Source organism: Pseudomonas glycinis, from assembly GCF_054871425.1.
In genome coordinates this window covers 505216-526789 of record NZ_JBTYHF010000001.1, presented here as the reverse complement: position 1 = coordinate 526789, position 21574 = coordinate 505216, and the positions used below count along the sequence as shown (strand labels likewise).

General features: G+C 59.6%; 15 protein-coding genes. 5 read left to right on the top strand and 10 right to left on the bottom strand.

Annotated elements, in window-relative coordinates; translation table 11 throughout:
- Positions 1–57: 57 nt before the first annotated feature.
- Positions 58–4185 (top strand): Tc toxin subunit A-related protein, encoded by a 4128-nt coding sequence (locus ACYSTU_RS02380; protein ID WP_498995653.1) that lies wholly within the window; start codon positions 58–60, stop codon positions 4183–4185.
- The gene (locus ACYSTU_RS02375; RefSeq protein WP_498995650.1) at positions 4178–8239 is read left to right on the top strand and encodes an Ig-like domain-containing protein; all 4062 of its coding nucleotides are present in this window, start codon (positions 4178–4180) and stop codon (positions 8237–8239) included. The genes ACYSTU_RS02380 and ACYSTU_RS02375 overlap by 8 nt, the downstream gene beginning before the upstream one ends.
- Positions 8240–8248: 9 nt before the next feature.
- On the opposite strand, the gene ACYSTU_RS02370 is transcribed toward ACYSTU_RS02375, so the two are convergent.
- The 6 genes from ACYSTU_RS02370 to ACYSTU_RS02345 are packed head-to-tail and all read right to left on the bottom strand — an operon-like array spanning position 8249 to position 14947.
- Positions 8249–9577 carry a DUF58 domain-containing protein gene (locus ACYSTU_RS02370; RefSeq protein WP_217878740.1) on the bottom strand — a complete coding sequence of 443 codons (1329 nt, stop codon included), beginning with the start codon at positions 9575–9577 and terminating at the stop codon, positions 8249–8251.
- Entirely contained in the window at positions 9574–10575 is a 1002-nt protein-coding gene (locus tag ACYSTU_RS02365) for an AAA family ATPase (protein WP_217878739.1), read from the bottom strand. The genes ACYSTU_RS02370 and ACYSTU_RS02365 overlap by 4 nt, the downstream gene beginning before the upstream one ends.
- Positions 10572–11735, bottom strand: coding sequence for a DUF4350 domain-containing protein (locus ACYSTU_RS02360; protein ID WP_498995643.1), 1164 nt, complete (start codon positions 11733–11735; stop codon positions 10572–10574). Before ACYSTU_RS02360 ends, ACYSTU_RS02365 begins: the two co-directional genes overlap by 4 nt.
- Positions 11732–13270: a DUF4129 domain-containing protein gene (locus tag ACYSTU_RS02355; protein ID WP_498995640.1), complete on the bottom strand. Its 1539-nt coding sequence runs from the start codon at positions 13268–13270 to the stop codon at positions 11732–11734. The genes ACYSTU_RS02360 and ACYSTU_RS02355 overlap by 4 nt, the downstream gene beginning before the upstream one ends.
- Positions 13257–14234, bottom strand: coding sequence for a stage II sporulation protein M (locus ACYSTU_RS02350; protein WP_281895996.1), 978 nt, complete (start codon positions 14232–14234; stop codon positions 13257–13259). Before ACYSTU_RS02350 ends, ACYSTU_RS02355 begins: the two co-directional genes overlap by 14 nt.
- Positions 14231–14947, bottom strand: coding sequence for an RDD family protein (locus tag ACYSTU_RS02345; RefSeq protein ID WP_498995635.1), 717 nt, complete (start codon positions 14945–14947; stop codon positions 14231–14233). Before ACYSTU_RS02345 ends, ACYSTU_RS02350 begins: the two co-directional genes overlap by 4 nt.
- Before the next feature lie 333 nt (positions 14948–15280).
- Here ACYSTU_RS02345 and sbcB point away from each other — a divergent pair, with 333 nt between their 5' ends.
- The gene (gene sbcB / locus ACYSTU_RS02340) at positions 15281–16711 is read left to right on the top strand and encodes an exodeoxyribonuclease I (protein ID WP_498995633.1); all 1431 of its coding nucleotides are present in this window, start codon (positions 15281–15283) and stop codon (positions 16709–16711) included.
- A gap of 98 nt (positions 16712–16809) precedes the next feature.
- Here the strand turns inward: sbcB and mvaT are convergent, their stop codons facing one another.
- Positions 16810–17187 (bottom strand): histone-like nucleoid-structuring protein MvaT, encoded by a 378-nt coding sequence (gene mvaT, locus ACYSTU_RS02335; protein WP_016773476.1) that lies wholly within the window; start codon positions 17185–17187, stop codon positions 16810–16812.
- Between the two features lie 337 nt (positions 17188–17524).
- On the opposite strand from mvaT, the gene purU reads away from it, so the two are divergent.
- Positions 17525–18373 carry a formyltetrahydrofolate deformylase gene (gene purU, locus ACYSTU_RS02330; protein WP_041479808.1) on the top strand — a complete coding sequence of 283 codons (849 nt, stop codon included), beginning with the start codon at positions 17525–17527 and terminating at the stop codon, positions 18371–18373.
- An 82-nt stretch (positions 18374–18455) separates the two neighbouring features.
- The gene (locus ACYSTU_RS02325; protein ID WP_016773478.1) at positions 18456–18632 is read left to right on the top strand and encodes a hypothetical protein; all 177 of its coding nucleotides are present in this window, start codon (positions 18456–18458) and stop codon (positions 18630–18632) included.
- Here the strand turns inward: ACYSTU_RS02325 and gpgF are convergent.
- The 3 genes from gpgF to gpgS are packed head-to-tail and all read right to left on the bottom strand — an operon-like array spanning position 18616 to position 21486.
- Positions 18616–19614 (bottom strand): glucosaminyl phosphatidylglycerol flippase, encoded by a 999-nt coding sequence (gpgF, locus tag ACYSTU_RS02320; RefSeq protein ID WP_024014104.1) that lies wholly within the window; start codon positions 19612–19614, stop codon positions 18616–18618. The two genes, ACYSTU_RS02325 and gpgF, sit on opposite strands and share 17 nt — an antisense overlap.
- On the bottom strand, positions 19611–20381 hold the full coding sequence (gene gpgD, locus ACYSTU_RS02315) for an N-acetylglucosaminyl phosphatidylglycerol deacetylase (protein ID WP_498995626.1): 771 nt from the start codon (positions 20379–20381) through the stop codon (positions 19611–19613). Before gpgD ends, gpgF begins: the two co-directional genes overlap by 4 nt.
- Positions 20374–21486 carry an N-acetylglucosaminyl phosphatidylglycerol synthase gene (gene gpgS / locus ACYSTU_RS02310; protein ID WP_130927198.1) on the bottom strand — a complete coding sequence of 371 codons (1113 nt, stop codon included), beginning with the start codon at positions 21484–21486 and terminating at the stop codon, positions 20374–20376. The genes gpgD and gpgS overlap by 8 nt, the downstream gene beginning before the upstream one ends.
- Positions 21487–21574: the final 88 nt, after the last annotated feature.

Below are 21574 nucleotides of genomic sequence, written 5' to 3'. Positions count from 1 at the left end.
CGTTGCGTACTGCCTGGCGAACGTTTGTCCCCGGGCCATATTCCAAGGAGCGAGATCATGGCACTGAGTAACATTGGCGGGCTGCTGGAAAAACGTCGCTCGGCCCTGCTCGAATACTGCATTGGTCAAGTGGCCAATACCCGATACCCGTTTCTGAAAACGCCTGACGATCTGTTTGAATTGCTGCGCATCGACCCGCTTGACACCTATCAGGTGAAGAGTTCCAGAGTTGCCGAAGCGACAAGCTGTGTGCAGCAGTACATTCATGCGGTGTATCGAAAGCTGGAGCCAGGCTTTGGAGATCATGAGTTCGACAAGCGTCATCTGCACGAATGGATTTTTTACAGCAATTATTCCGATTGGGCGGCGATGCACAAAATTCCATGCTATCCGGAAAATTTCATCATTCCATCAGTGCGACTGCGCAAAACCAGTCTGTTCAGAAATCTGGAAAACAACCTTAACCAGGCCCGTTTGAACAACGATACCGTGCAGGCTGCGCTGCAGGAGTATCTACAGGCATTCGAAAAAATCTGCGATCTCGATGTGATCAGCTGTTTCATGGATGGCATGACACCAGCCAAAGCCGATTACTACTTCCTGGGGCGGCAGCGAGTGCAGCCGTTTCAGTATTTTTGGCGCAAGGCCGAGATCGAACTGAGCCCGGCCAGCGCGGCGGTCAACCCGGCGGCCTGGAGTGAATGGCAAGCGGTGGAAATCCCCACCACCAATCAGGTGCTGGATATCCGCCCGGTGTTCTGGAATGGCCGGTTATGTGTGGTCTGGGCCGAATGGCGTGACGCGGTCGTCGGCAGCGCAGCGGAGGCTTTCAGCCCGAGCAAATTGGTGATCAATCTGGCATTCATGACACAGAACGGGCAGTGGTCGGCGCCGTTGTGTGTGCACAGTTCAGAGTGCAAGGACAAGCTTTTGGCGAGCCCCCCCCGACTGATTGCGACTGTGCATGCTGATTACCTTAATCCGAAGGGCAAGTTGGGGATTCTGTTAAGTGGCAAGTTCTCTGAGAAGTCACCCGCAGATTCTCCACCGGAAGATTCTGCTGAAACGGATCTGACAGTGCATGCGATTTACGACGTGCTGATGCGCCCCCTCCTGGACGGTGGCGCGTGGCTGGATCTGGCACTTGAGGAGCGATTCGTCAGCAGCGATACGGTTCAGCACCCGCTCGACATTCAGGTTACTGCTGTCCCTCGCATAACGAACCATGGTTCTCTGACCCCCTATCTTGGTCTGAACGTTATGGCAACGCGCGTCGATGACAACGATGTGCTGACGGTGCAGGGTTTCTGCAGTCCCACGGGACTTGAAAGCGCTATGTTGAATATGGTGCTGCAAGTGATGGGATCGTCTGATATCGATCCGCCGCCGATTAGTGAACTCCAGGATGCAAGCGGTGGCTGGACAACTCAAGCGTGGACTTCCTCGCGGACGAAAGGCACCTGGCCCACACCAGTCACGTTTTTATTCGCCTCTCCCAGTTACCCTACAGGACAGAAAGAGTTCGACCTGACGATTGTCGATCTCATGGACTTCGTCCCGCCAACTCTGCACAGGAGCAGTGCAGGCACGGCACAGTTCCTGTCATTCAATCAAGCTGGACTGGCGTTGAAATACGTTCGGCTCAATTCATTATTCGGTTCGGAGCTGGTAAGGCGTTCGAATATTTCCGTGGACGCCGTGCTGGACTGGTCCAACCAGTTCATTCTCGAACCGTCGCCGACCGGCGCAGAATTTGTTGAACTCAATGGTCCCTTCAACGGTGCCAACGGTCTGAATTTCTGGGAATTGTTTTTTCACCTGCCGCATTTGATTGCCACCCGGTTGCGTGATGAAGAGCGCTTCCAGGAAGCGCAGGACTGGCTGCATTACGTGTTCGATCCACAGGCAACCCAGGATCGGAAAGATCCGCCGGTCCCGATCATGAACCCGAAACCGGCGTACTGGCGTTGCCGGCCTCTGGATATAGAGGGGGCGGGAAGTAATCCGGGGTGGGAAATCCAGAATCCCTCTGATCCGGATGCCATTGGCTATGCCGCACCCGCGCATTTTCAGATCCTGATGTTCACTGACTATGTGGAAAACCTGATGGCGTGGGGCGATTGGTATTACCGCCAATTGACCCGTGACAGTCTGGTGGCCGCCAAGCTTTGCTACGTCCAGGCCGGGTTTCTGATGGGCAAGGCGCCCACCGCCGACACAGCGACTCGTTGGCAGACCGCCACCGTTGAAAACCTTCTGGCCCAGAGTGATTCACGACCGCCTCTTGAAGCGCTTGAAGATACGCAGGATTTCAACCTGGCGGATTACCCGATCGCTTCCGATACCCCGCCGATGCTGGGATTGTTGGCAAGCAAACCTTTTGAAATTCCGATCAATCAATCGCTGCTCGACCTGTTTGCAAGGCCGCAGCAACGGCTTGGTTACCTGCGCGACAATCTCACCATCGATGGCAAACCGCTGGACATATTGCTGTTCAGCCCGATGACGGATCCCAGGCAATTGCTCCGCGATCTGGCCGCTGGCAGCGCGGCCGGACCCAGACCGATGGGGGGGCGGCTGGTGGTCAATGCCTACCGTTGGCGTGTCACGTTCGAAGTCGCACTGCGTGGGGTACAGAGTCTGCGGGATTTCGGCAGTCTGGTGCTGCGACTGCTTGAACAACGCGACCGTGCCGAACAAGAAGAACTGCAGCAGAACCATCTGCTGGAGTTGGGCCGTTACGCCGAAACGGTGCAGGAACAATCCATCGCCCAACTGGAGGCGAATGTAACAGCGCTTCAGCAAAGCCGGGCAATGGCGCAGGAGCGGGCCGATGCCTATGCAACGCGTTACAACGAGAACGTTTCGCCGATCGAGTACCAGGTCATGGCCAGCCTGCAGCAGTCGAAAACATCAGCCCTGCAGGCCAAAGCCGTCAGAGTGGCAGGGGGCGTCATCGCGGCGTTGCCGAAAATCTATGGTACTTCCAACGGTGGCTTCAAGCCCGAACACGCATTCGATGCAATGGCTTTCGGTTTTGACGTCTCTTCGTCACTGCTGCAAATCGACGCCGACCGACAAGCCACGACCGAAGGCTATCGTCGCCGCCGCACTGAATGGGCGCTGCAACGCGATCAGGCGCTGGCGGAGGTGGGCGCAATCAATGCGCAGATCGAAGCGCAAAGCCATGCGGTCAACGCAGCAAGATCCAGCCTTGAACAGACGCTTCGGGCCAACAGTCAAGCGTTGACCATGTTCAACTTCCTCAAAAAACGCGCGAGCAATGCCGAATTGTTCGGCTGGATGCTTGGCCAGCTAAAAGCCCTGCACTACCAGGCGTACGACGCGGTCGTCAGTCTGTGCCTCAGTGCGCAGGCTTCGCTGGCTGCTGAAACCGGCGATTATGATGCACCGGTCCCTTTGCCTCAGGCCTGGCTCGATCACCGTTATGGTCTGGGCTCTGGCGAACAGTTGCACATGTATCTGCTGGACCAGGAACGCAGGCGCTTGCAAAGCTACGAGCGGCGGCTGGAGCTGGTCAAAACAGTTTCCTTGCGGCAGTTGTGCGACGACGGCATCGAGCCTCAAGAGGGCGTGAGCAGTTGGGCAGATGCACACCAGCAATTGATGGCAACAGGTGTATTGGAGTTCAGACTGACCCAGTTGCTGTTCGACCGGGATTACCCCGGCCATTTCTGCAGGCAGATCAGTTCAGTGGAGGTGGATCTGCCTGTCCTGACCGGTCCTTACGAGGATGTCCGGGCAACCTTGCTGCAGATCAGTAGCGTGACGGCGACCCGGCCCACCACACAGTCTGTGCAGTACCTGCATACGCCGACCTCAGGCGTACCTGGCGATCTGGTGTTCAACCTGCGCAGCGCTCAGCAGATCGTTTTATCGGTAGGGCTTTCCGACAGTGGCCTGACCCACCAGAAACCTGATGAAGGTTTACTCAACCCGTTTGAATGCACGGGTGCGGTTTCCCACTGGCGACTGAGTTTTCCTCGACCGCTAAAACAGCCACAAGCTGCAATGCTCAAATCCTTGACCGATATCATTATCCGCGTGCGCTACAGCGCCAAAGCCGGCGAGCCGACGTTCGCCCAAAAAGTCACAGACCTGGTTACCAAGGCTGAAAACGCCAGTTTGAAGATGCCAGTCGAAGGAGCAGGCGACCATGAATGATCCCGTCGTGCAAAACAATCAGAATCTGGTGCTCAATGGTGACTTCAACGATCGGCTCAAAGAGTGGCGCCCCAGCGGGATGATTGGCCTGGCGAGAGAATTCTATGCTGACGAGTTAGTCAATTTCATGGAGGTCGGTGTCGGGGCTTCGGCTACACAGGTAATCAAGGCACCCAAGACCCCCGGCGCCCGCGCGGGTTACGAACTGACGTTTCTATGCGAACTGCGGCCCGGAGTTTCATGGTCGGGCGAATCGGGCTGGTTGCACATCCGCAAGAGCGGCGATGTGTTAATGAGCATCGAACTCACGGCAGAAGAAGGCCGGAAACAGGTGCACGAAGACGCCGGACTGGGGGCGGAGCAGCCGCTGGAATTCAAGCCGCGGGTGTATCAAAGATCATTGGACCAATTGGCGTTCGTCGAAGATGACGAATTGAGCTTCGAGGTCAGCGGTGTCCCGCGCAACGCGGGCGACCGTAGTTCGACAATCTGCATCACTCGAATCGACCTGCAACTGAAGCTTGAACCGTTGCAACTGCAGACGGTGCGACTGGATGACGAAGTTCTGCCACCAGGCCAGACGTTACACCTTTGCCTGGGCGCTTCCCTTGGCGATGACCCGGACGGCTCTTTGTACATTGCGCATCGTCTGTCTTTTACCCCTGTAGACGGCAGCGTCTGGCTGGGTACGGATATCGCACTGATCATTCAGGGCAACCCATTGGAAGCAGTCAAGGCAACCCCTGACTGGGGAGTCGATCAACCGCTGCTGTCGCAGTGGTCGCTCGACTGCCCGGATATGGGAGAAGAGAAAAGTCATGACTTCACAATAAACCTGGTGAACCAGTACAACACCGAGCCTTATGCGATTGACGTGTCGCTGGGGCATCATCGATTGGCGCTTCGCGAAGTGCAGACCGCGGCGTATTACCCCGTCCTCGAGTATGCACAAAGCGTCCGGTTGGGCGTGCAGGTCCTTTCGTTCTACACCGGCCGTTCGCTTGATGGTCGAGAGGTCAGGTGGACGAGTATCGGGCAGGGCGTGCAGGGCACCGCAGTCACTGATGAACAGGGCCTGGCTTACTTCGATTTCGTCCCTGAGCAAGCCGGCGATTTTGTCATCACAGCGTCGGTCGACAGCGCTTATTACGGCAATGGCGAGGTGACTCACGAATTTCCGGTCACGGTGCTGGCGACCGACCCCTGGCGCGACTTGCGTTGCGTTGTCGAAGAGCAGGTAACCCTGTGGGACGCGACCGGTTATCCCAATCGTGGCACTGATTACCCCTTCATCGTGCGCTTGCCCGCCGACAGCCCTTTGCTGGCGACTGATCTATCGCTGCACTGGAGCGGCGTCGGGCATGAAGAGTTGAAGGTCACGGTCAACCCGCCACTCCAGCAACCGGTCGCTTTCAATGGCGACGATAGTCTCTGGACGCTGGCCTGCGAGGACTGGCTGGATGGTCGCTTCGAACTGTCATTGGTCTGCTCGAAGTTGTTACTGCCATCGCCGCGTAAACCCATGTCGCTGGCGCGCAACAAGGTCAGGATCGCTGACACGCGCGGCCCGAATATTTCGCCGGTTGTCGAGAACTACGAAAAGACCTTGATGCGAGTGCAGGTGGTGCATGTCACTGACAAAGGTGCCGGTGAGCCAGTAATTGATGCGTTCGTCGACTGGCAAACCCCCGAGGGTATTGTCGAGTCTCGTACTGGCAGCGGTGGCTGGGCCAGCCTGTATTACCGGCCGTTGAAGGCTTTGAGCAACGAGACGATTACCGCCAGTGTGAGAGCCTACGAAGGCGGGCCGGCAGATGGACACACGTTTTCGGTCACGGCGTTTGCACGAGACGAGTGGAAGGACAAGGTCAGGATCACGTTTGATGGCTTTCAAATTTCCAGTGACGGAATCGCTTGCAAGCGAGGCAAGACGCACATCCTGACGGTCCGTGCATATGAGAATAGCCCGCTGATTGGCGAGGCAATTACGCTCGGTTGGCGCAACGCAAAGCCAGAGATCGGGCTTGCGGTGAGCGACCTTGATATGCCGAGAATATTGCGCGAAGGGGAAGATCTGAGTTGGTTGTTCAGCTCTGATCGTATCGAAAGTACCAGCAGTATTTTCGAGGTGAGGTTGCTCACCGACACTCTCACGAACAAGGATTTTTCTTGCCGACTGTTATCACCTGACCTCCATGAAGAAATGACTGTGGTCCTGGATCAGATGACCGATCTCAGGGGGCAGCCGCTCTTTCCGTGTATTGGCGCTATACATCGCTATATCTTCCGCACCAATGCGCTGAGTCCTTTAGTGGGTATCCCCATGGATCTGATATGGACTGGAAGCCCGGCGGCAGAGCTCGGAATCGAGTTGAGCCCACCCCCCAATAGCGAAAATGTTGTGGACGACAGCGGGTTTACCTGGACGCTGGACTGTTCAAAAAGTACCAAACCCGGGGTTTTCAAACTTCAGTTCATTATCAGTTTCTTTGGCGTGAGCGACATCAATACGATGACCCTGGCCCACAATAAAATCACGATCGAAGACGTCCGTGCATCTGCGGTGGATCCGGTCATTGGGCAGGATCCTGCGTGGATGTGGCTGAAGGTACGCTCCCCTTATCGTCCCGACCTCCCTCTGGAGCAAGTGGCTGTTCAATGGACAGCCGACGGCAGCACCGAAGTGCACGGGACGGGGGCCGACGGCTGGAGTGGTTTTCCCTTTGCGCCAACCACGGCAGGTGAGCATGTGGTGACAGCGGCGGTTATCAGCCCTTATGACCGTTTTGAAGAGCGCCGCTCCATGCAGGTTCTAGCGCTGGAAGGGGATCCGTGGGACGGATTCGAATACAGTTTCGACTCCAGACCGTTTCAGGCACTGGGTGAAAGCGCTGAATTCCCCCGGCGCAAGGGGCAGCATCAACTGAGCGTGAGTGCTCCGGCTGGCAGTGCGCTGCATGACCAATATCTGACACTGGGCATGACCGGCACCGGGCCGGCGGAATTGGGCTTGCGCTTCGAGGAACCACGTCTGGGTGATCCCAGGTTTTTTTCGGAAGCTGGAATGACCTATCGGTTCAACGCGGGCGACCTCAAGGACGGGAGTTTCGGCCTGCGCTTTGCCTCGGCGCGGTTGGCCAGGCTTTCTCCAGTTATTGCGATGTCGCTGGGGCAAGGCGCGCAGGTGGTAAAAATTGCGGATCGTTCGCGCAGCAGTCAGACGCTGTTTTGGGGCGAGGCTGTATCGGAGCGGATCACCATTGTGTCGGGCATCAGTGGCAGACCGATGGTAGGGATGAAGGTTGTCTGGCGCAGTCCGGACCTTGGTGAGGTGACCACCACTACCAACTTCTACGGTGAAGCGCGGATACGGTTCGTGCCGACAACACCGGGTGCGGCGCAACTGACCGCCACGGTGGGCGATGCGCTGTATTCGGAGTCGATTTCCTTAGCGTTTTTGCTGCACGAGCCCCGGGAGATCAAGGAACTGGTCAGCGATTATCCGAGCGGGTATCCGGGGCAACAGATGACCGCGCAAGTCCTGGTAGTGTCAGCGAGTACCGCGCAACCCTTGGCCAATGTCGAAGTGATGTGGGAGTACGACCGCACCTCGCTGCCGACAACCCTGACGGATGCCAAAGGCAAGGCAACGGCGCGCATTGTCTTGGAAGGAGCAGGCGAGGCTGCGTTGCGGGCGTCGGTAAAGGGTGGTTTGGCTGGCTGGGTGGTAAAAACGCTCTGGTTGACCGTCACTGAGTGTCCAGCAGCGGTGGAATCCGTTGTTGCATCGCCTAATCCGGTTCCCTTGCAGACCTACGTCTCCATGACCGCGCTGATTGTGGCCAAGGAGGGGCGAGAGCCCATGCCCAGACGGAAAATCCTTGTCTCCACTAATGGAGCACCGTTCACTGAGTCGTTTACCAGTCACAGCGGGCGATACCAGGCTCACTGGCGGCCGATGAGCCTTACGGATCAGATTTCGCTGGTCGTCAAAGTAGAAAACAGCGACGGCACTTCGGACAGCGGCGCTGTGCATGTTGCAGTCACCAACTGATCGAATCTGTCAGATCGCAGCGGTCTTTTTCCAGCTCATGTAGCTTGTCACCAGTCCGGCCCCCAGCTCGGCGGGCCGAACATCCATCACTGCAACGCCATGGGCAGTCAGCCGCTCATGGAGTTGCGAGCGGTCATTGAGAAAATCGATGGTGCCGCAGTAGGCGAGTGCCTCCGGCAACGTTTGTACCGTGCTCTGGCGCAATGTATCCAACGCCTGTTCACGCAGGCTCGCCACCAGCACCCGATGTTGCGCGCTCAACCGTCTGACCGCGCCCAGCACTTGATCATCGTCATCGCGCAGATTGGTCACCAGCACTACCAGTGCCCGGCGTTTTTGTCGGGCCAGTAACTGGCTGGCGGCGGCCTGGTAATCAGCAGGGAACTGGGTGCTCCCAAGGTCATAAACAGCGTTGAGCAGGACGTTCAGTTGGCCGCTGCCTTTGACTGGCGCGACATGGCACGGCTTATCACCGGCGAAGGTACTCATGCCCACCGCATCCCCTTGGCGCAACGCCACATAACTGAGCAGCAGGCAGGCATTGAGCGCGTGATCGAAGTGCGACAGCTCACCATCGTGACTGCGCATCTGCCGGCCGCAATCGAGCAGGAAGATGATCTGTTGATCGCGTTCGTCTTCGTACTCGCGGGCAATCGGTGTGCGCTGGCGGGCGGTGGCTTTCCAGTCGATCTGGCGCAGGCTGTCGCCTTCGCGAAATTCGCGCAACTGATGGAACTCCTGACCCTGACCGCGACGTTGTCGCTGACGTATGCCGAGCTGGCTGAGCCAGTTGTCGACGGCGCGCAACTCACCGCCGTAAAGCCGGGCGAAGTCCGGGTAGACTCGGGTCTCGTCGCGGACGCTGAGCAGGCGTTTGCCGGACCATAATCCCAAGGGGCTGGGCAGGTTGACTTCGCACTGTTCGAAGCAGAAATGCCCGCGTTCGAGAGGTCGCAGACGGTAGGTGAGCTGGCTGACATGGCCGGGTTGAAGCTCGACAACTGTTGGCAGATATTCAAACGCGAGGCCGTCGGGTACGTGGTCGAAGACATTGATCTGCAGTGGCTCGGCAAACTCATGGGCGACCTCCAGCTTTACCTCTCCCCAGCGCCCGAGCGCCAGGTTGCCGGGCATCTGCCGTTTGATGCGCGGCGAGGGCAGGCGTCTGAGGCGTACGGCGTCGATAACCGCCAAGGCCAACAGCGCCAGGAGCAACCCCCAGTTGATCGAAATCAGGCTCGACGGGAGCTCTCTGCCAAGTGCCTGAAAGGCGCCAAGCACGATGCTGACGCCCAGCAGCAGCGCCAGCCAGATCAGCAGCAAACGCGAGGGTTTCACAGGCGCGGCGCCGGCACTTGATCGAGCAATTGCGCGAGCACCTGATCGACCTGCAGGCCTTCGATGTCCAGCTCCGGTGCGATGCGCACGCGATGGCGCAGCACAGCGAGTGCGCAGCCTTTGATGTCATCCGGAATCACGAACTCGCCGCCGCGCAACAAGGCGCGGGCACGGGCGCAACGCACCAGTGCAATCGAGGCGCGTGGTCCGGCGCCGAGGGTCAGGCCCGGCCAGCTGCGCGTGCTGCGCGCCAGGCGCACGGCGTAATCGAGCACCTGATCATCCAGCGGCAGATCGCTGGCAATACGCTGCAACGCCTGCACGTCTTTGGCTTGCAACACTGTGCGTAGCGGTTGCACATCGAGCATGTCGGCGCGGGTCGAACGACAGACCTGACGGACCATGTTCAGCTCCTGATCGGCGTCGGGGTAATCCATGCGCACCTTGAGCATGAAGCGGTCGAGCTCGGCTTCCGGCAGCGGATAGGTGCCTTCCTGTTCGATCGGGTTCTGTGTCGCCAAAACCATGAACGGTTGCGCGATGGGCAGGGCGCGACCTTCGAGTGTCACCTGGCGTTCCTGCATGGCTTCAAGCAATGCCGCCTGGGTTTTTGCCGGGGCGCGGTTGATCTCGTCCGCCAGCAGCAGGTTGGTGAACAGCGGGCCTTTGCGCAGCTTGAACTGCTCGGTCTGCAAGTCGTAGACGGCATGGCCGGTGACATCGCTGGGCATCAGATCCGGGGTGAACTGGATGCGCGCGAACTCGCCGCCGAAGCATCGCGCCAGTGCACGCACCAGCAAGGTCTTGCCCAGGCCGGGCACACCTTCGAGCAGCACATGGCCGCCGGCAATCAGCGCGGTCAGGACATCGTCGACCACCGCATCCTGGCCGATCAGCGCCTTGTTCAATTCGTTGCGCACTGCCTGCGCCAACTGGCTGGCACGCTGGCGCTGCTGGGCGGCGTGCGTCGCGCTGCCGGGCTCGATCTGTTCAGTCATAACGCGTTCCTCAAGGTTTGCAGATGAGCGACCTGCCGGCTGAAGTCGGCGCTGGACAAACGCTGCTTCGGTCGTGGGCTCAGGGCCTGGCTGATGGCGCGGGTGGGTTGCCGAGTCAGGCGCGATAACGCCAGCCATTGCTCGGCCACATTCAATTGATCGAAACCGGGATGGCGGCGGCGGGCGCGGCGCAGGATGTCTTGCTGCAAGGCTTGCAGCAGCGCCTGCTGGCCGTTGTGGCGCAGCAGGAAGTCGGCACTGGCACGCAGATGCTCCAGCAGTTGGCGCCGACCCGCTGGCGCCGGCATTTGCACCGGGCCGTGACGCACGCCGGCCTGCCACAACCACAGGCCGATCAAGCCGAGCAGGGCGACTATGGCCTGCGGGAAGTAGCGCCAGAGCAAGGTCCACAAACCATCGTGCGTCGTGTCGTAAATCAGCGTGACGTCGGTGTCGGCGCTCAGATACCAGAGCAGCCAGGCGTTATCGTATTTGCCGATAGCGCCGGTTTTCCACAGTTCGGCATCGGTGACCACGGTGATCGTGCCGAGGCCGTACACCCGTTGCATCATGTGCGTGGCTTTGGCGCTGTTGGCCCAGGCTTGCGCGACATTATTCGGGTCGTCGAGGTGGAAGTCGGTGTCGAAACCGGCGTAGGCCGGCGCGTCTTCGTCTTCCAGGTACAGTTTGGTCAGTTTCGGGAAGCGGTCCTTTTCCACTTCCTCGGGAGGATCTTTCAAGTCCTTGCTCAGCGATTGGTGCAGTTGCACCTTGTCGAGCAGCAGATCATTGCTTTGCCCGGTTTGCGCATCCCACAACGATTCGGCGACGAACACCAGACGTCCTCCGGCGCGAGTCCAGTTCAACACCTGATCGACTTCACGCGGCGTCATCCGCGCGCGCTCGCCGAACAACAACAAGGTGTGGCTGTGCGGATCGATCTGCGGCAGTACCGCCAGGGTCTCGGCGTGATTGACCGCGAGGCCGCGCTCGCGCAGGAACATTTCTGCCGCCAGATAAGGATTGGCTTGCGCGGCTGGCGAGGGGCCGTGATCGATGACTTCCTGATAAGGACGGGCTTTGAGGTAGAGGAACAGACTCAAGCCGCCAAGCAGCAAAAGCGCCAGCGCAGCCAAAGACCAGCCGATGCGCCGGTTCAATGCCCGGCACCTTTGCCGAACAATTCACGCCAGCCGTTGCACAGCTCTGCTTGCAGGTGCGCAGCTGGAAGTCGGTGCCCGTAGGCCATGTTCTGCCAGTGAACAGTGAGGTTGCGGCTGTAGGCGAGCAGGTCAGGGCGTTGCAATTGCTCAATGCGTTTGAGGATCTGGCTCTCGGTGTCGGCGGCTTTCAGCGTCAGGTGGAAATCATGCAACAGACGGCTGAGCAGGCCGCGATAGAGCAGGCCCAGCGCGGCGCGAGGTTCGCTCAGCCACAATTGTTCGGCGCTGCTGGCAATGTCATCCGGCAGGGTTTCACGGTTCAGATCGAGGCCGAAGACTTGTGGCGACGCCGGCGGTTTGCTGCGCGCTGGCAGGTTCGGGCGGCGGCTGACGAAAGCCCCGAGGAATTCGCGATAACGCCAGGCCAGCCAGCCCAGCGCGGCAATCAGCGCGCCCCACAACAGCACCTCAATCACGTTCGCCAAGGCATCAAGGTGTCGACCATCGAGCCAACCGAGAAGGGTTTTCAGCCACTGCGGTGCCTCACCCGCTTGCGCGTCTTTGGTCGGACTTGCCGGGTCGTCGCCAAAGCGATAACGGGTGACGCTCTCCTTGTTCTTGAACGGCGGTTGTTCGAGCAGCGACTGAATGCTGTCGCGCGAGGCCTGACTGGTCAGCGGCTGATTGAGCAACCGTGGAGCATCCGGCGCATCGCTGGCCCACACCGGTTGCAGGTTCGGCAGCAGCAGACACGCCGCCAGCAACACGCCGAGCACGCCGTTGTTCAAGCGCTGGCGCAAACGGCGGAAGACCAGCTCGATGTCCCAGGCTTCCAGTTGTGTGCGGCGGTTCAGGTACAGGCTGAAACCGCAGGCGACATACACCGGTCCCCAGGCCACCAGGATCAGCGCGTAAAAAACGTTGGTCAGGTGCTCCAGCCAGCGCCAATCCTGATCGGCGGCTAGCAAAAGCGATTGCCAGTCCCAGTCGGTTTCGATCTGCTGCGGCAAGAGCATGTAGAACAGCAGCATCAAGCCGATCCACAGCGCGGTTTCCAGATGCACGCCAATAATCGTCAACCATTGCGCGGCGCCGCCGTTGCGTTGCAGCAGCACCTGCAGACGTTGTTGTCTTGCCTCGCCGTCGAGCCCTTCGAGTTGCGTTACGGGCAGCACAAAGCTGCGACTCAGGCTCAGCCGGCGCCAGGTCAGACTCGCCAACAGTTGCGGCCTGAGCAGGCGCGGCCATTCACGCAAGGCTTGCTTGAGCGTCGGGGTTTCACCGAACAGCGCTTTGGAGAGGATGTACAGCGGCAGGCGTTCGTAGGCCGGTTTCAGCCACCAGAAAATGAACACCGCCAGCGATGGCGAATCCCACAGCAACAGGCTGAGCAGGGCGAACAGCGGCAGGGTGACGATCGCCCAACTGGTCATCAACAACCGCCGATGCTGCTGGCTCATCAACACGCCCAGGTCCATGGCTTCCCAGGTCGTGCGCGGGCGGATCACCACGCTGGCGTCACTCAGGCGCATGGCGGGTCCTTCCGGCAAACAGCAGATACACCGCGACGGCCAGCCACAGCGCGGCGCCGACGGCGTATTTGGTCAGCGGCGTTACGCTGGTTTTCGACGACCAATAAGCCTCGATAAAGGCTGCGATCAACAGGAACAGCATCGCCCCACACACCAGCAACACACTTTTGCGCGCGGCCAGACGCAGCGCCTCGCCACATGTCAGGCGTCCGGGGGCGATCAGCGCCCAGCCCAGCTTCAGGCCCGCCGCTCCGGCGAGGGCGATGGCGCTCAGTTCGAACGCACCGTGGCCGATCACGAACGACCAGAAGGTCTGGCCGAAACCGATCTCGCTGAGATGCCCGGCCACCGCGCCGATGATCATGCCGTTGTATAGCAGAAAGAATCCGCTGCCCACACCCATCAACAAACCGCTGGCGAATGTCTGAAAGGCGATGCCCGTGTTGTGCATGACGTAATAGCCGAACATCACCCAGTCTTCGCTGGCCGCCCGTTCGGCCGAGCGTCCGAGGTGGCCGGCAACGGGGTCGTACATGCCCTGCATCTCGCGCACCTGTTCGGCCGGGATCAGGTTGTAGATCAGTTCCGGGTTCAGATAAACCAGCACGCCGAAACCGATCAGGCTGCCGAAGAACAACAGGCTGGCGGCCGCAACAAAGCGCCACTGTTCGCGCACCAGTCTTGGGAAGTCGGCGAGGATAAAGCTGATGATGAGCGCCCCGAGGCGACTGCGATGCCGATAGAGCTGTTGATGGCCGCGCAGCACTTGCTGCTGTAATGAATCGATCAGAAAACTGCTGTAGCCACGCGCCTGGGCCAGAGCCAGATGTTGGCAGAGACGCCGATAGGCCTTGGGAAAATCGCTGACTTGCGCTGTCTCCTTGCCGTGTTCGAGGCGTTCGAGCGCCACGGCGAAGCGCTCCCATTCGGCCTTGTGGCGACTTTCGAACAGGCTCTGCTTCATGGGGTCGGCCCCAACAAACCGCGCGCGATGCCGTTGAGTTCAGACACGGCCTTGGGCGCAGAGATGTGCAGCGGCTGCGCCAGCAATGCCGCCAGCTCGTTGACCCGTGCGGGAGAGAGTTCGGCCTGACGCTCGGCGAAACCGAGTACCGCGCGTTGTTCGCTCAAGGTCAGCGGAACGGGGCAGCGACGAGGTTCGGCATCAGGCAATTGCGGGCGGCTCAGCGGCCGTTCGCTGTAAACCACCAACGTGCCGGCGGTAATGTCGCCGAGGCGTTTGAAGGTCGGGTGTTGCAGGCAACTGAGCGCACCGAGGAAATAGCCGAAGGGCAGTAGATCGACAAAGCGCAGCAGGTTGCGCAATAGCGAGGCCGACCAGCCGATCGGCGTGCCGTCATCGTGTACCACGCGCAAACCCAGCCATTGCTTACCCGGCGAGCGGCCCTGACGCAGCACCTCGAACAACACCATGTACCACCAGCTGATGGCAAACAGCAGCAAGGAACCGAGGCCCATGCCGAGCTTGCCGAGAAATGCCAGCGCGATGAACAGCACGCCGAGGATCAAGCCGCGAATGCCCAGATCGATGGCAAACGCCACGGCGCGCACCATCAGCCCAGCGGGACGCAACGGCAGATCGATGCCTTCCGGCGTTTCGACCTGATGGCGCGTATCCAGCGGTGCTTTCCTTCGCGGTGCTGTGGGCTCGAGCATGGGCTACCTGATGTTCGCCTGTTCGGGGTGCAAGTGCGCCTGATGCTAGCAGCCTCTCGGGGGGAAACGACATCACTATGTATTGCACAGCGTGTAACCACTCCGTAGGCGGACAATACTGGCCCTTGTGGGAGCGAGCTTGCTCGCGAAGGCGCAGTGACAGGCAGCCTCAATGTTGAATGTGCTGGACCCTTCGCGAGCAAGCTCGTTCCCACAGTTCGAGTACCTTTAAGCTGTAGGAAATTGGAAAAAATGCTGTTCGGAGGACAGGAGACTGGCTCCGGAGTCGGCTGAGCGCCTAGACTTCGCCGATCTTCTGTTCAGGATTCGCCCGTGACTTCAATCTTCTGGTACGACTACGAAACCACTGGCATCAATCCGCGCAACGACCGACCGCTGCAGGTGGCCGGGATTCGCACCGACCATGCGCTCAACGAGATCGACGAGCCAGTCAACCTCTATTGCCAGCCCAGCGAAGACATCCTGCCGCACCCGGCGGCGTGCGCGATCACCGGCATCACCCCCGGTCAGCTCGCTGAAAAAGGCTTGAGCGAAGCCGATTTCATGACTCGCGTGCATGCGCAACTGGCCGCACCGGGCACCTGTGGCGCCGGTTACAACACCTTGCGTTTCGACGATGAGATGACCCGCTACAGCCTGTATCGCAATTTCTTCGACCCCTACGCCCGTGAATGGCAGGGTGGCAACAGTCGCTGGGATCTGATTGATGTGGTGCGCGCCGCTTACGCATTGCGCCCGGACGGTCTGGTCTGGCCGACCGATGATGAAGGCCGCGTGACCCTCAAGCTCGAACGCCTCACGGCGGCCAACAATATCGATCACGGTCATGCCCACGAGGCGCTGTCGGATGTGCGCGCCACCATCGCACTGGCGCGGCTGATTCGCGAGAAACAACCCAAGCTCTACGAGTGGCTGTTCCAGTTGCGCAGCAAACAGAAGGTGACGGATCAGATCCGCCTGTTGCAGCCACTGGTGCATGTGTCCGGGCGTTTCTCGGCGGCGCGCAGTTATGTCGGCGTGGTGCTGCCGCTGGCCTGGCACCCGAAGAATCGCAACGCCCTGATCGTCTGTGATCTGCATCTTGATCCGCAGGGGTTGCTGGACCTCGATGCGCAAGCCTTGCGTCAGCGTCTTTATACCCGTCGCGATGAGTTGGCCGAAGGTGAGTTACCGGTACCGCTCAAGCTTATTCATATCAATCGTTGCCCGGTTGTAGCGCCGCTGGCGGTATTGCGCGCACAAGACCAGCAGCGCCTTGGGCTGGACATGGCGCTTTATCAGGAGCGGACAGTGCGACTAACTGACGCACAACAAGTCTGGAAAGATAAAGTCGCGGCGATTTATGCCAGCGAAGATTTCACTCCCAGCGAAGATCCCGAGCAGCAGTTGTACGATGGATTTATCGGTGATCGTGATCGTCGTTTATGCGAACAAGTTCGAACGGCCGACCCTGCGCAATTGGCGCAAGAGCAGTGGCCTTTCGATGATGAACGTTTGCCAGAATTACTTTTTCGATATCGAGCACGCAACTTTCCGGGCACCCTGGATGTGGCCGAGCAAGAGCGCTGGAAATTATTCTGTCAGCAGCGCCTGACGCAACCCGAGGCAGGTGCGCCGAATACCGTGCAGTCATTTATCGAGGCCGCCGAGCAATGGTCGCTTAGTGCGTCACCGATGCAGCGAGAGGTGCTCAATGACTGGCAGAATTATGTCCAGGCATTACGCAAACGTTTGAATCTGTGAAATCGAACATGCCCGGACAATAAATTACGGGCATAAAAAAACGCCAGCGCTGGCTGGCGTTCTTTTGTTCGCGGATCGCTCTGCGAAGGCGTTGCGGCTTAGCCCAGCAGGGTCGCCCAGCCTTCAACCACGTCGCCGCCCCACTTGGCTTTCCACTCTTTCAGAGTCTTGTGGTTGCCACCTTTGGTTTCGATGACTTCACCGTTGTGCGGGTTTTTGTATTGCTTAACTTTGCGTGCACGCTTGGTGCCGGTAGTTTTTACTGCGCCGCCACGTGGCGCCTTGGATTTGGCTTCTGGATCCAGCAGCGCGATGATGTCACGCAGCGACTTGGAGTATTCACCCATCAGCGTGCGCAGTTTGCCTTCGAATTCCAGTTCGGCTTGCAGTTTGTCGTCTTCGGACAGGTTCTTCAGACGGGCTTGCAGCTCTTTGATGGCTTCTTCGGTGGCGCGATATTCGTTGATCAAGGACATGAGTACTACCTTTTGTAGAATGCTGAATGACAGGGGACAGTGCCGCAATAATAGTCAGGCTGTTTCATCAAGTAAACATTTAGATCGGCTTTTTATTTAAATGAGTTACAGGAATTAGCCGCGCTTTGAATGTTCAGTTAAATAATGTGATGCAGTCAGCACAGATATTTACAGTTGTCTGACAAAAGCCCCACTAAAGCGTCACGGTCTTGACGTAAGACCTGCGTCAGAAAGCCGTTTCGCCATGCTTTGTCCCACCCGGCGCGTATGCGTACTGCAGTTTTCCTGCGCAGTCGCTAGAATGGCGGCCTTTGTGAAGTTCTGGAGTTTCCCCCTCATGCGCACTTTTCGGCTGGTGATCTCTTGCCCGGACCGCGTTGGCATCGTTGCCAAAGTCAGTAATTTTCTGGCCTCTCATAACGGCTGGATCACCGAAGCGAGCCACCACTCTGACAATCAAGTGGGCTGGTTCTTCATGCGTCACGAAATCCGTGCCGATTCCCTGCCGTTCGGTATTGAAGAGTTGCGCGAGAAGTTCGCGCCGATCGCCGAAGAGTTCTCGATGGACTGGCGCATCACCGACACCGAGCAGAAAAAACGCGTGGTGCTGATGGCCAGCCGCGAATCCCACTGCCTGGCCGACCTGCTGCACCGCTGGCACAGCGATGAACTGGATTGCGAAATCGCCTGCGTGATCTCCAACCACGACGACCTGCGCAGCATGGTCGAGTGGCACGGCATCCCGTACTACCATGTACCGGTCAATCCACAGGACAAGCAGCCGGCGTTCGACGAAGTGTCGCGCCTGGTCAAGCAACACGATGCCGAAGTGGTGGTGCTGGCGCGCTACATGCAGATCCTGCCGCCGGACATGTGCCGCGAATACGCGCACAAAGTCATCAACATCCACCACAGCTTCCTGCCTTCGTTCGTCGGCGCCAAGCCGTATCACCAGGCGTCCCTGCGTGGTGTGAAACTGATCGGCGCGACCTGCCACTATGTCACTGAAGAGCTGGACGCCGGCCCGATCATCGAGCAGGACGTGGTGCGTGTCAGCCACAGCGACAGCATCGAAGACATGGTGCGTTTCGGCCGTGACGTCGAGAAGATGGTGCTGGCCCGTGGTCTGCGTTATCACCTGGAAGACCGCGTGCTGGTGCACGGCAACAAGACGGTTGTGTTCTGATCGAGCACGACACGCTTGAAAAAACCAGGGGCCTGGGCGTTGAATCGCTCAGGCCCTTGTCATTTGAGCCCGAGGAAAAGCCATGAGCGATCCACTGGACAAAGCCACTTCAAAAGCGCCCGCCACCCTTGGTGAAGGTTGCCTGAGTCGTTACGACCCGGATGACATGAGCCCGGACGACGGCACCGAATTCCCCGGTGCCGCCGAGCTTTGGGAGCAGCTCCAACAAGAGCAGGACGAACCTAAGAAGCCTGCCTGACGTTCATCAACTTCTTCAGCAACGGCTTGCCCAGCATCAACACGAACACCGGCCCGCCCACCAGCAGATAGAAGTAATACGTCACCACGCGCCAGATCAGGATCGCCGCCGCTGCGGTGGACTTGCCCACCATGGGTGCGAGCAGCGCGGCCGAGGTCAATTCTGCGGCTCCCGCGCCGCCGGGTAGCAGGCTGAACTGGCCGGCGCCGAGCGAGAGCATCTGCACCAGAAAACTCCATGCCCACTGCAAATCCGCGCCGAGCCCGCGCAAGGCCAGATACAGCACGCTGTAGCGCAGCAGCCAGTGCACGCAGGTCAGAGCAAAAACCTGAACCAGCGTTTGCCAGGGCAGTTTCAAGGTATCGGTAAATGCCGCGAGAAAGTGCAGCAACTTGCGCGCCCAGCGACGGCGAGTGCGTGCCGTAATGTTCATCCCCGCCAACAGCCGCCCGCTCAGGCGAATCAACGCTCGGTGATAACGCGCGATCAACACGCAACTGAACAAACCGCCAAACAGCGAAACGGCGCTGACGGTCAGCAGCCACTCGAGACGATCGCTCAGGTGCTGGAACAGCGCGTAAATCAGAATCCCGCTCAGGGCGCAGAGAAAGAACAGCAGATCGCTGAGCTGATCCATGGCAAACACCGCGCTGCCCCGCGCCGGACGCACGCCGCAACGGGCGAGCAGAGCCATGATCGTCAGCGGCCCGCCGCTGCCACCCGGCGTGGCGCAGTACGCGAACTCGGCCGCCATCACCACGCCGAGGCTTTTCAATGGCGCGACCTTTTCACGCTGGTCGCCGAGCAACAAACGCAGGCGCAACGTATTGATGCCCCAGCAGAGCAGAATCATGCCGAACATGATCAACAGCCAGTGCAGCGGAAAACTGCGCAGGCGCGACCAGGTCTCGCCGCCGCCGAGCAGTACCGGAATCAGTACCGCCGCCAGCAGGCCGATCAGCAACAACAGACTGCGCTTCATGCTGCGCGTTCCAGTTGTCCGCGCTGTCGGGCCAGCCAGTCGATTTTGGTCAGCGGCATGCGTCCTTCCGCCAGCAGCCGCTGCAACGTGTGCAACCAGTAATCGCGAGAAAAGCGGTGACGCATGTCCACCGGATGCAGCCCCAGGCGAATCACCGGTGCCTCGCGCCAGCGCTGTTCACGCTGCTCGCTGAGGATTTTCGACAAGCCGCGCCGCCAAGCACTGCGCGCACTCCACACCAGCCCCGGTGCATCGATGGAGCTGAAGTCGGGCAAGCGATAAAGGTGCTGCGGATCGCTGGTGTAGCTGAGCGGCAATTCGCGCAAGGCCTGGCGCGTGCCGTCGCTCATCAGCCAGGCCGGGGCGACGAAACCCTGCACCGGCCAGTCGTAGCGCTGAAACATGTCCAGACCTGCGTGCAGGCGGTCAAGGGCTGCTTCGCGGGACAGGCGATAGAACTCGCCTTCGTGGGTGTAGACCCGGCGCATGAACCAGTCGCGCGGGTTGTTCGGCATGGGTTCCTGATCGTCGTGGTAGTACCCATGCAGCGCCAGTTCATCGCCTCGGGCGACCCTGGCATCGAGCTCTTGGCGAAACGCAGGGTTGGCGTCTAGCGCATCGTGGCGATGGAAGTCCGGCACCACCAGCCACGTCATCGGCACATCACCCAAGGCATCGACGGCCTCGACGAAGGGCTGGTAATCCGCCCACGTCGAGGGCGCCACATCATGCAACACCAGGCAAACAGCTTTCATTTCTTCAACCATTGGCCACCCGTGGCAGCGTATGGCCGAGCACGGCGTGATAGTGGCTGAGCAGACTGTCGACCACGGTGTCCCAAGCGTAATACCGTTCAACATGTTGGCGCGCCTGGCGGCCGAGTCGATCGCAGCCGCGACTGAAGAGCTCACGCACGGCGTTGGCCATGGCCTGGGGATTGTTCGGCGCGCAGAGCAGACCGCAGGAATCGTTGACGATCTCTTCAAACGCCCCGGCCGCCACCGCCACCACGGGAATGCCGCAGGCCATGGCCTCAAGGATGACCAGTCCGAAGGTTTCCTGGTCGCCGGCATGCAGCAGCGCATCGGCGCTGGCCATCAGCCGCGCAACTTTCGGCGCCGGGCAGAATTCGTCGATGACGCTGACGTTGTCCGGCACCGCTGCGGGCATCGACGAGCCTACCAACAACAAGTGGTAGCGCGGACCGAGGCGTTGCATGCACTTGAGCAGCACCGGCAGGTTTTTTTCCTTGGAACCGCGCCCGGCAAAGATCAGCAGGCGGGTGTCTTCAGCGATTCCCAGCTCGGCACGCAGGCCGGGGTCGCGGGCGTCGGGATGGAAAGTGTGCAGATCCACGCCCAGCGGTTGCACATGGACATTGCGCACGCCAAGCCCGATGAGCTTGTCGGCCATGACCTGGCTCGGCGCGAGAACGCGGTCGAAATTGCCGTAGAGACGCGTGACATAAGCCTCGACATTCGGTGTGACCCAATGGCCCATGCGATTGCCCGCCAGCAGCGGCAGATCCGAGTGATAAAAGCCGATCACCGGCACATCCAGCTGCCGCCGCGCATCCAGCGCCGCCCATGCGGTGAGGTAGGGATCGCCGACTTCGATCAGATCCGGCTGCAATTCCTGCAGGACGTTTCGCCATGGCGCCAGGCGCAGGGGGAAGCGATAACCTTTGCCGAAGGGCAGGGCAGGCGCTGGAACCGTGTAAATGCCGTCATGTTCACCCAGTCTCGCGCCGGGGATCAGCAGGCTGTGGCGAATGGCGTTGCGCTCGCCAAGGCGACGGTGTTTGGCATCCAGATAAGTCCGCACGCCTCCGCTGGCCGGGGCGTAGAACATGGTGATGTCGGCGATATGCACGGTGAGCAACCCTCCGCTGTGTCGTTCTCCCTTGATTGACCTTTATCCAGAATAGATGTTCGGTCGGGATTGCGCGGTGGGGTGTCAG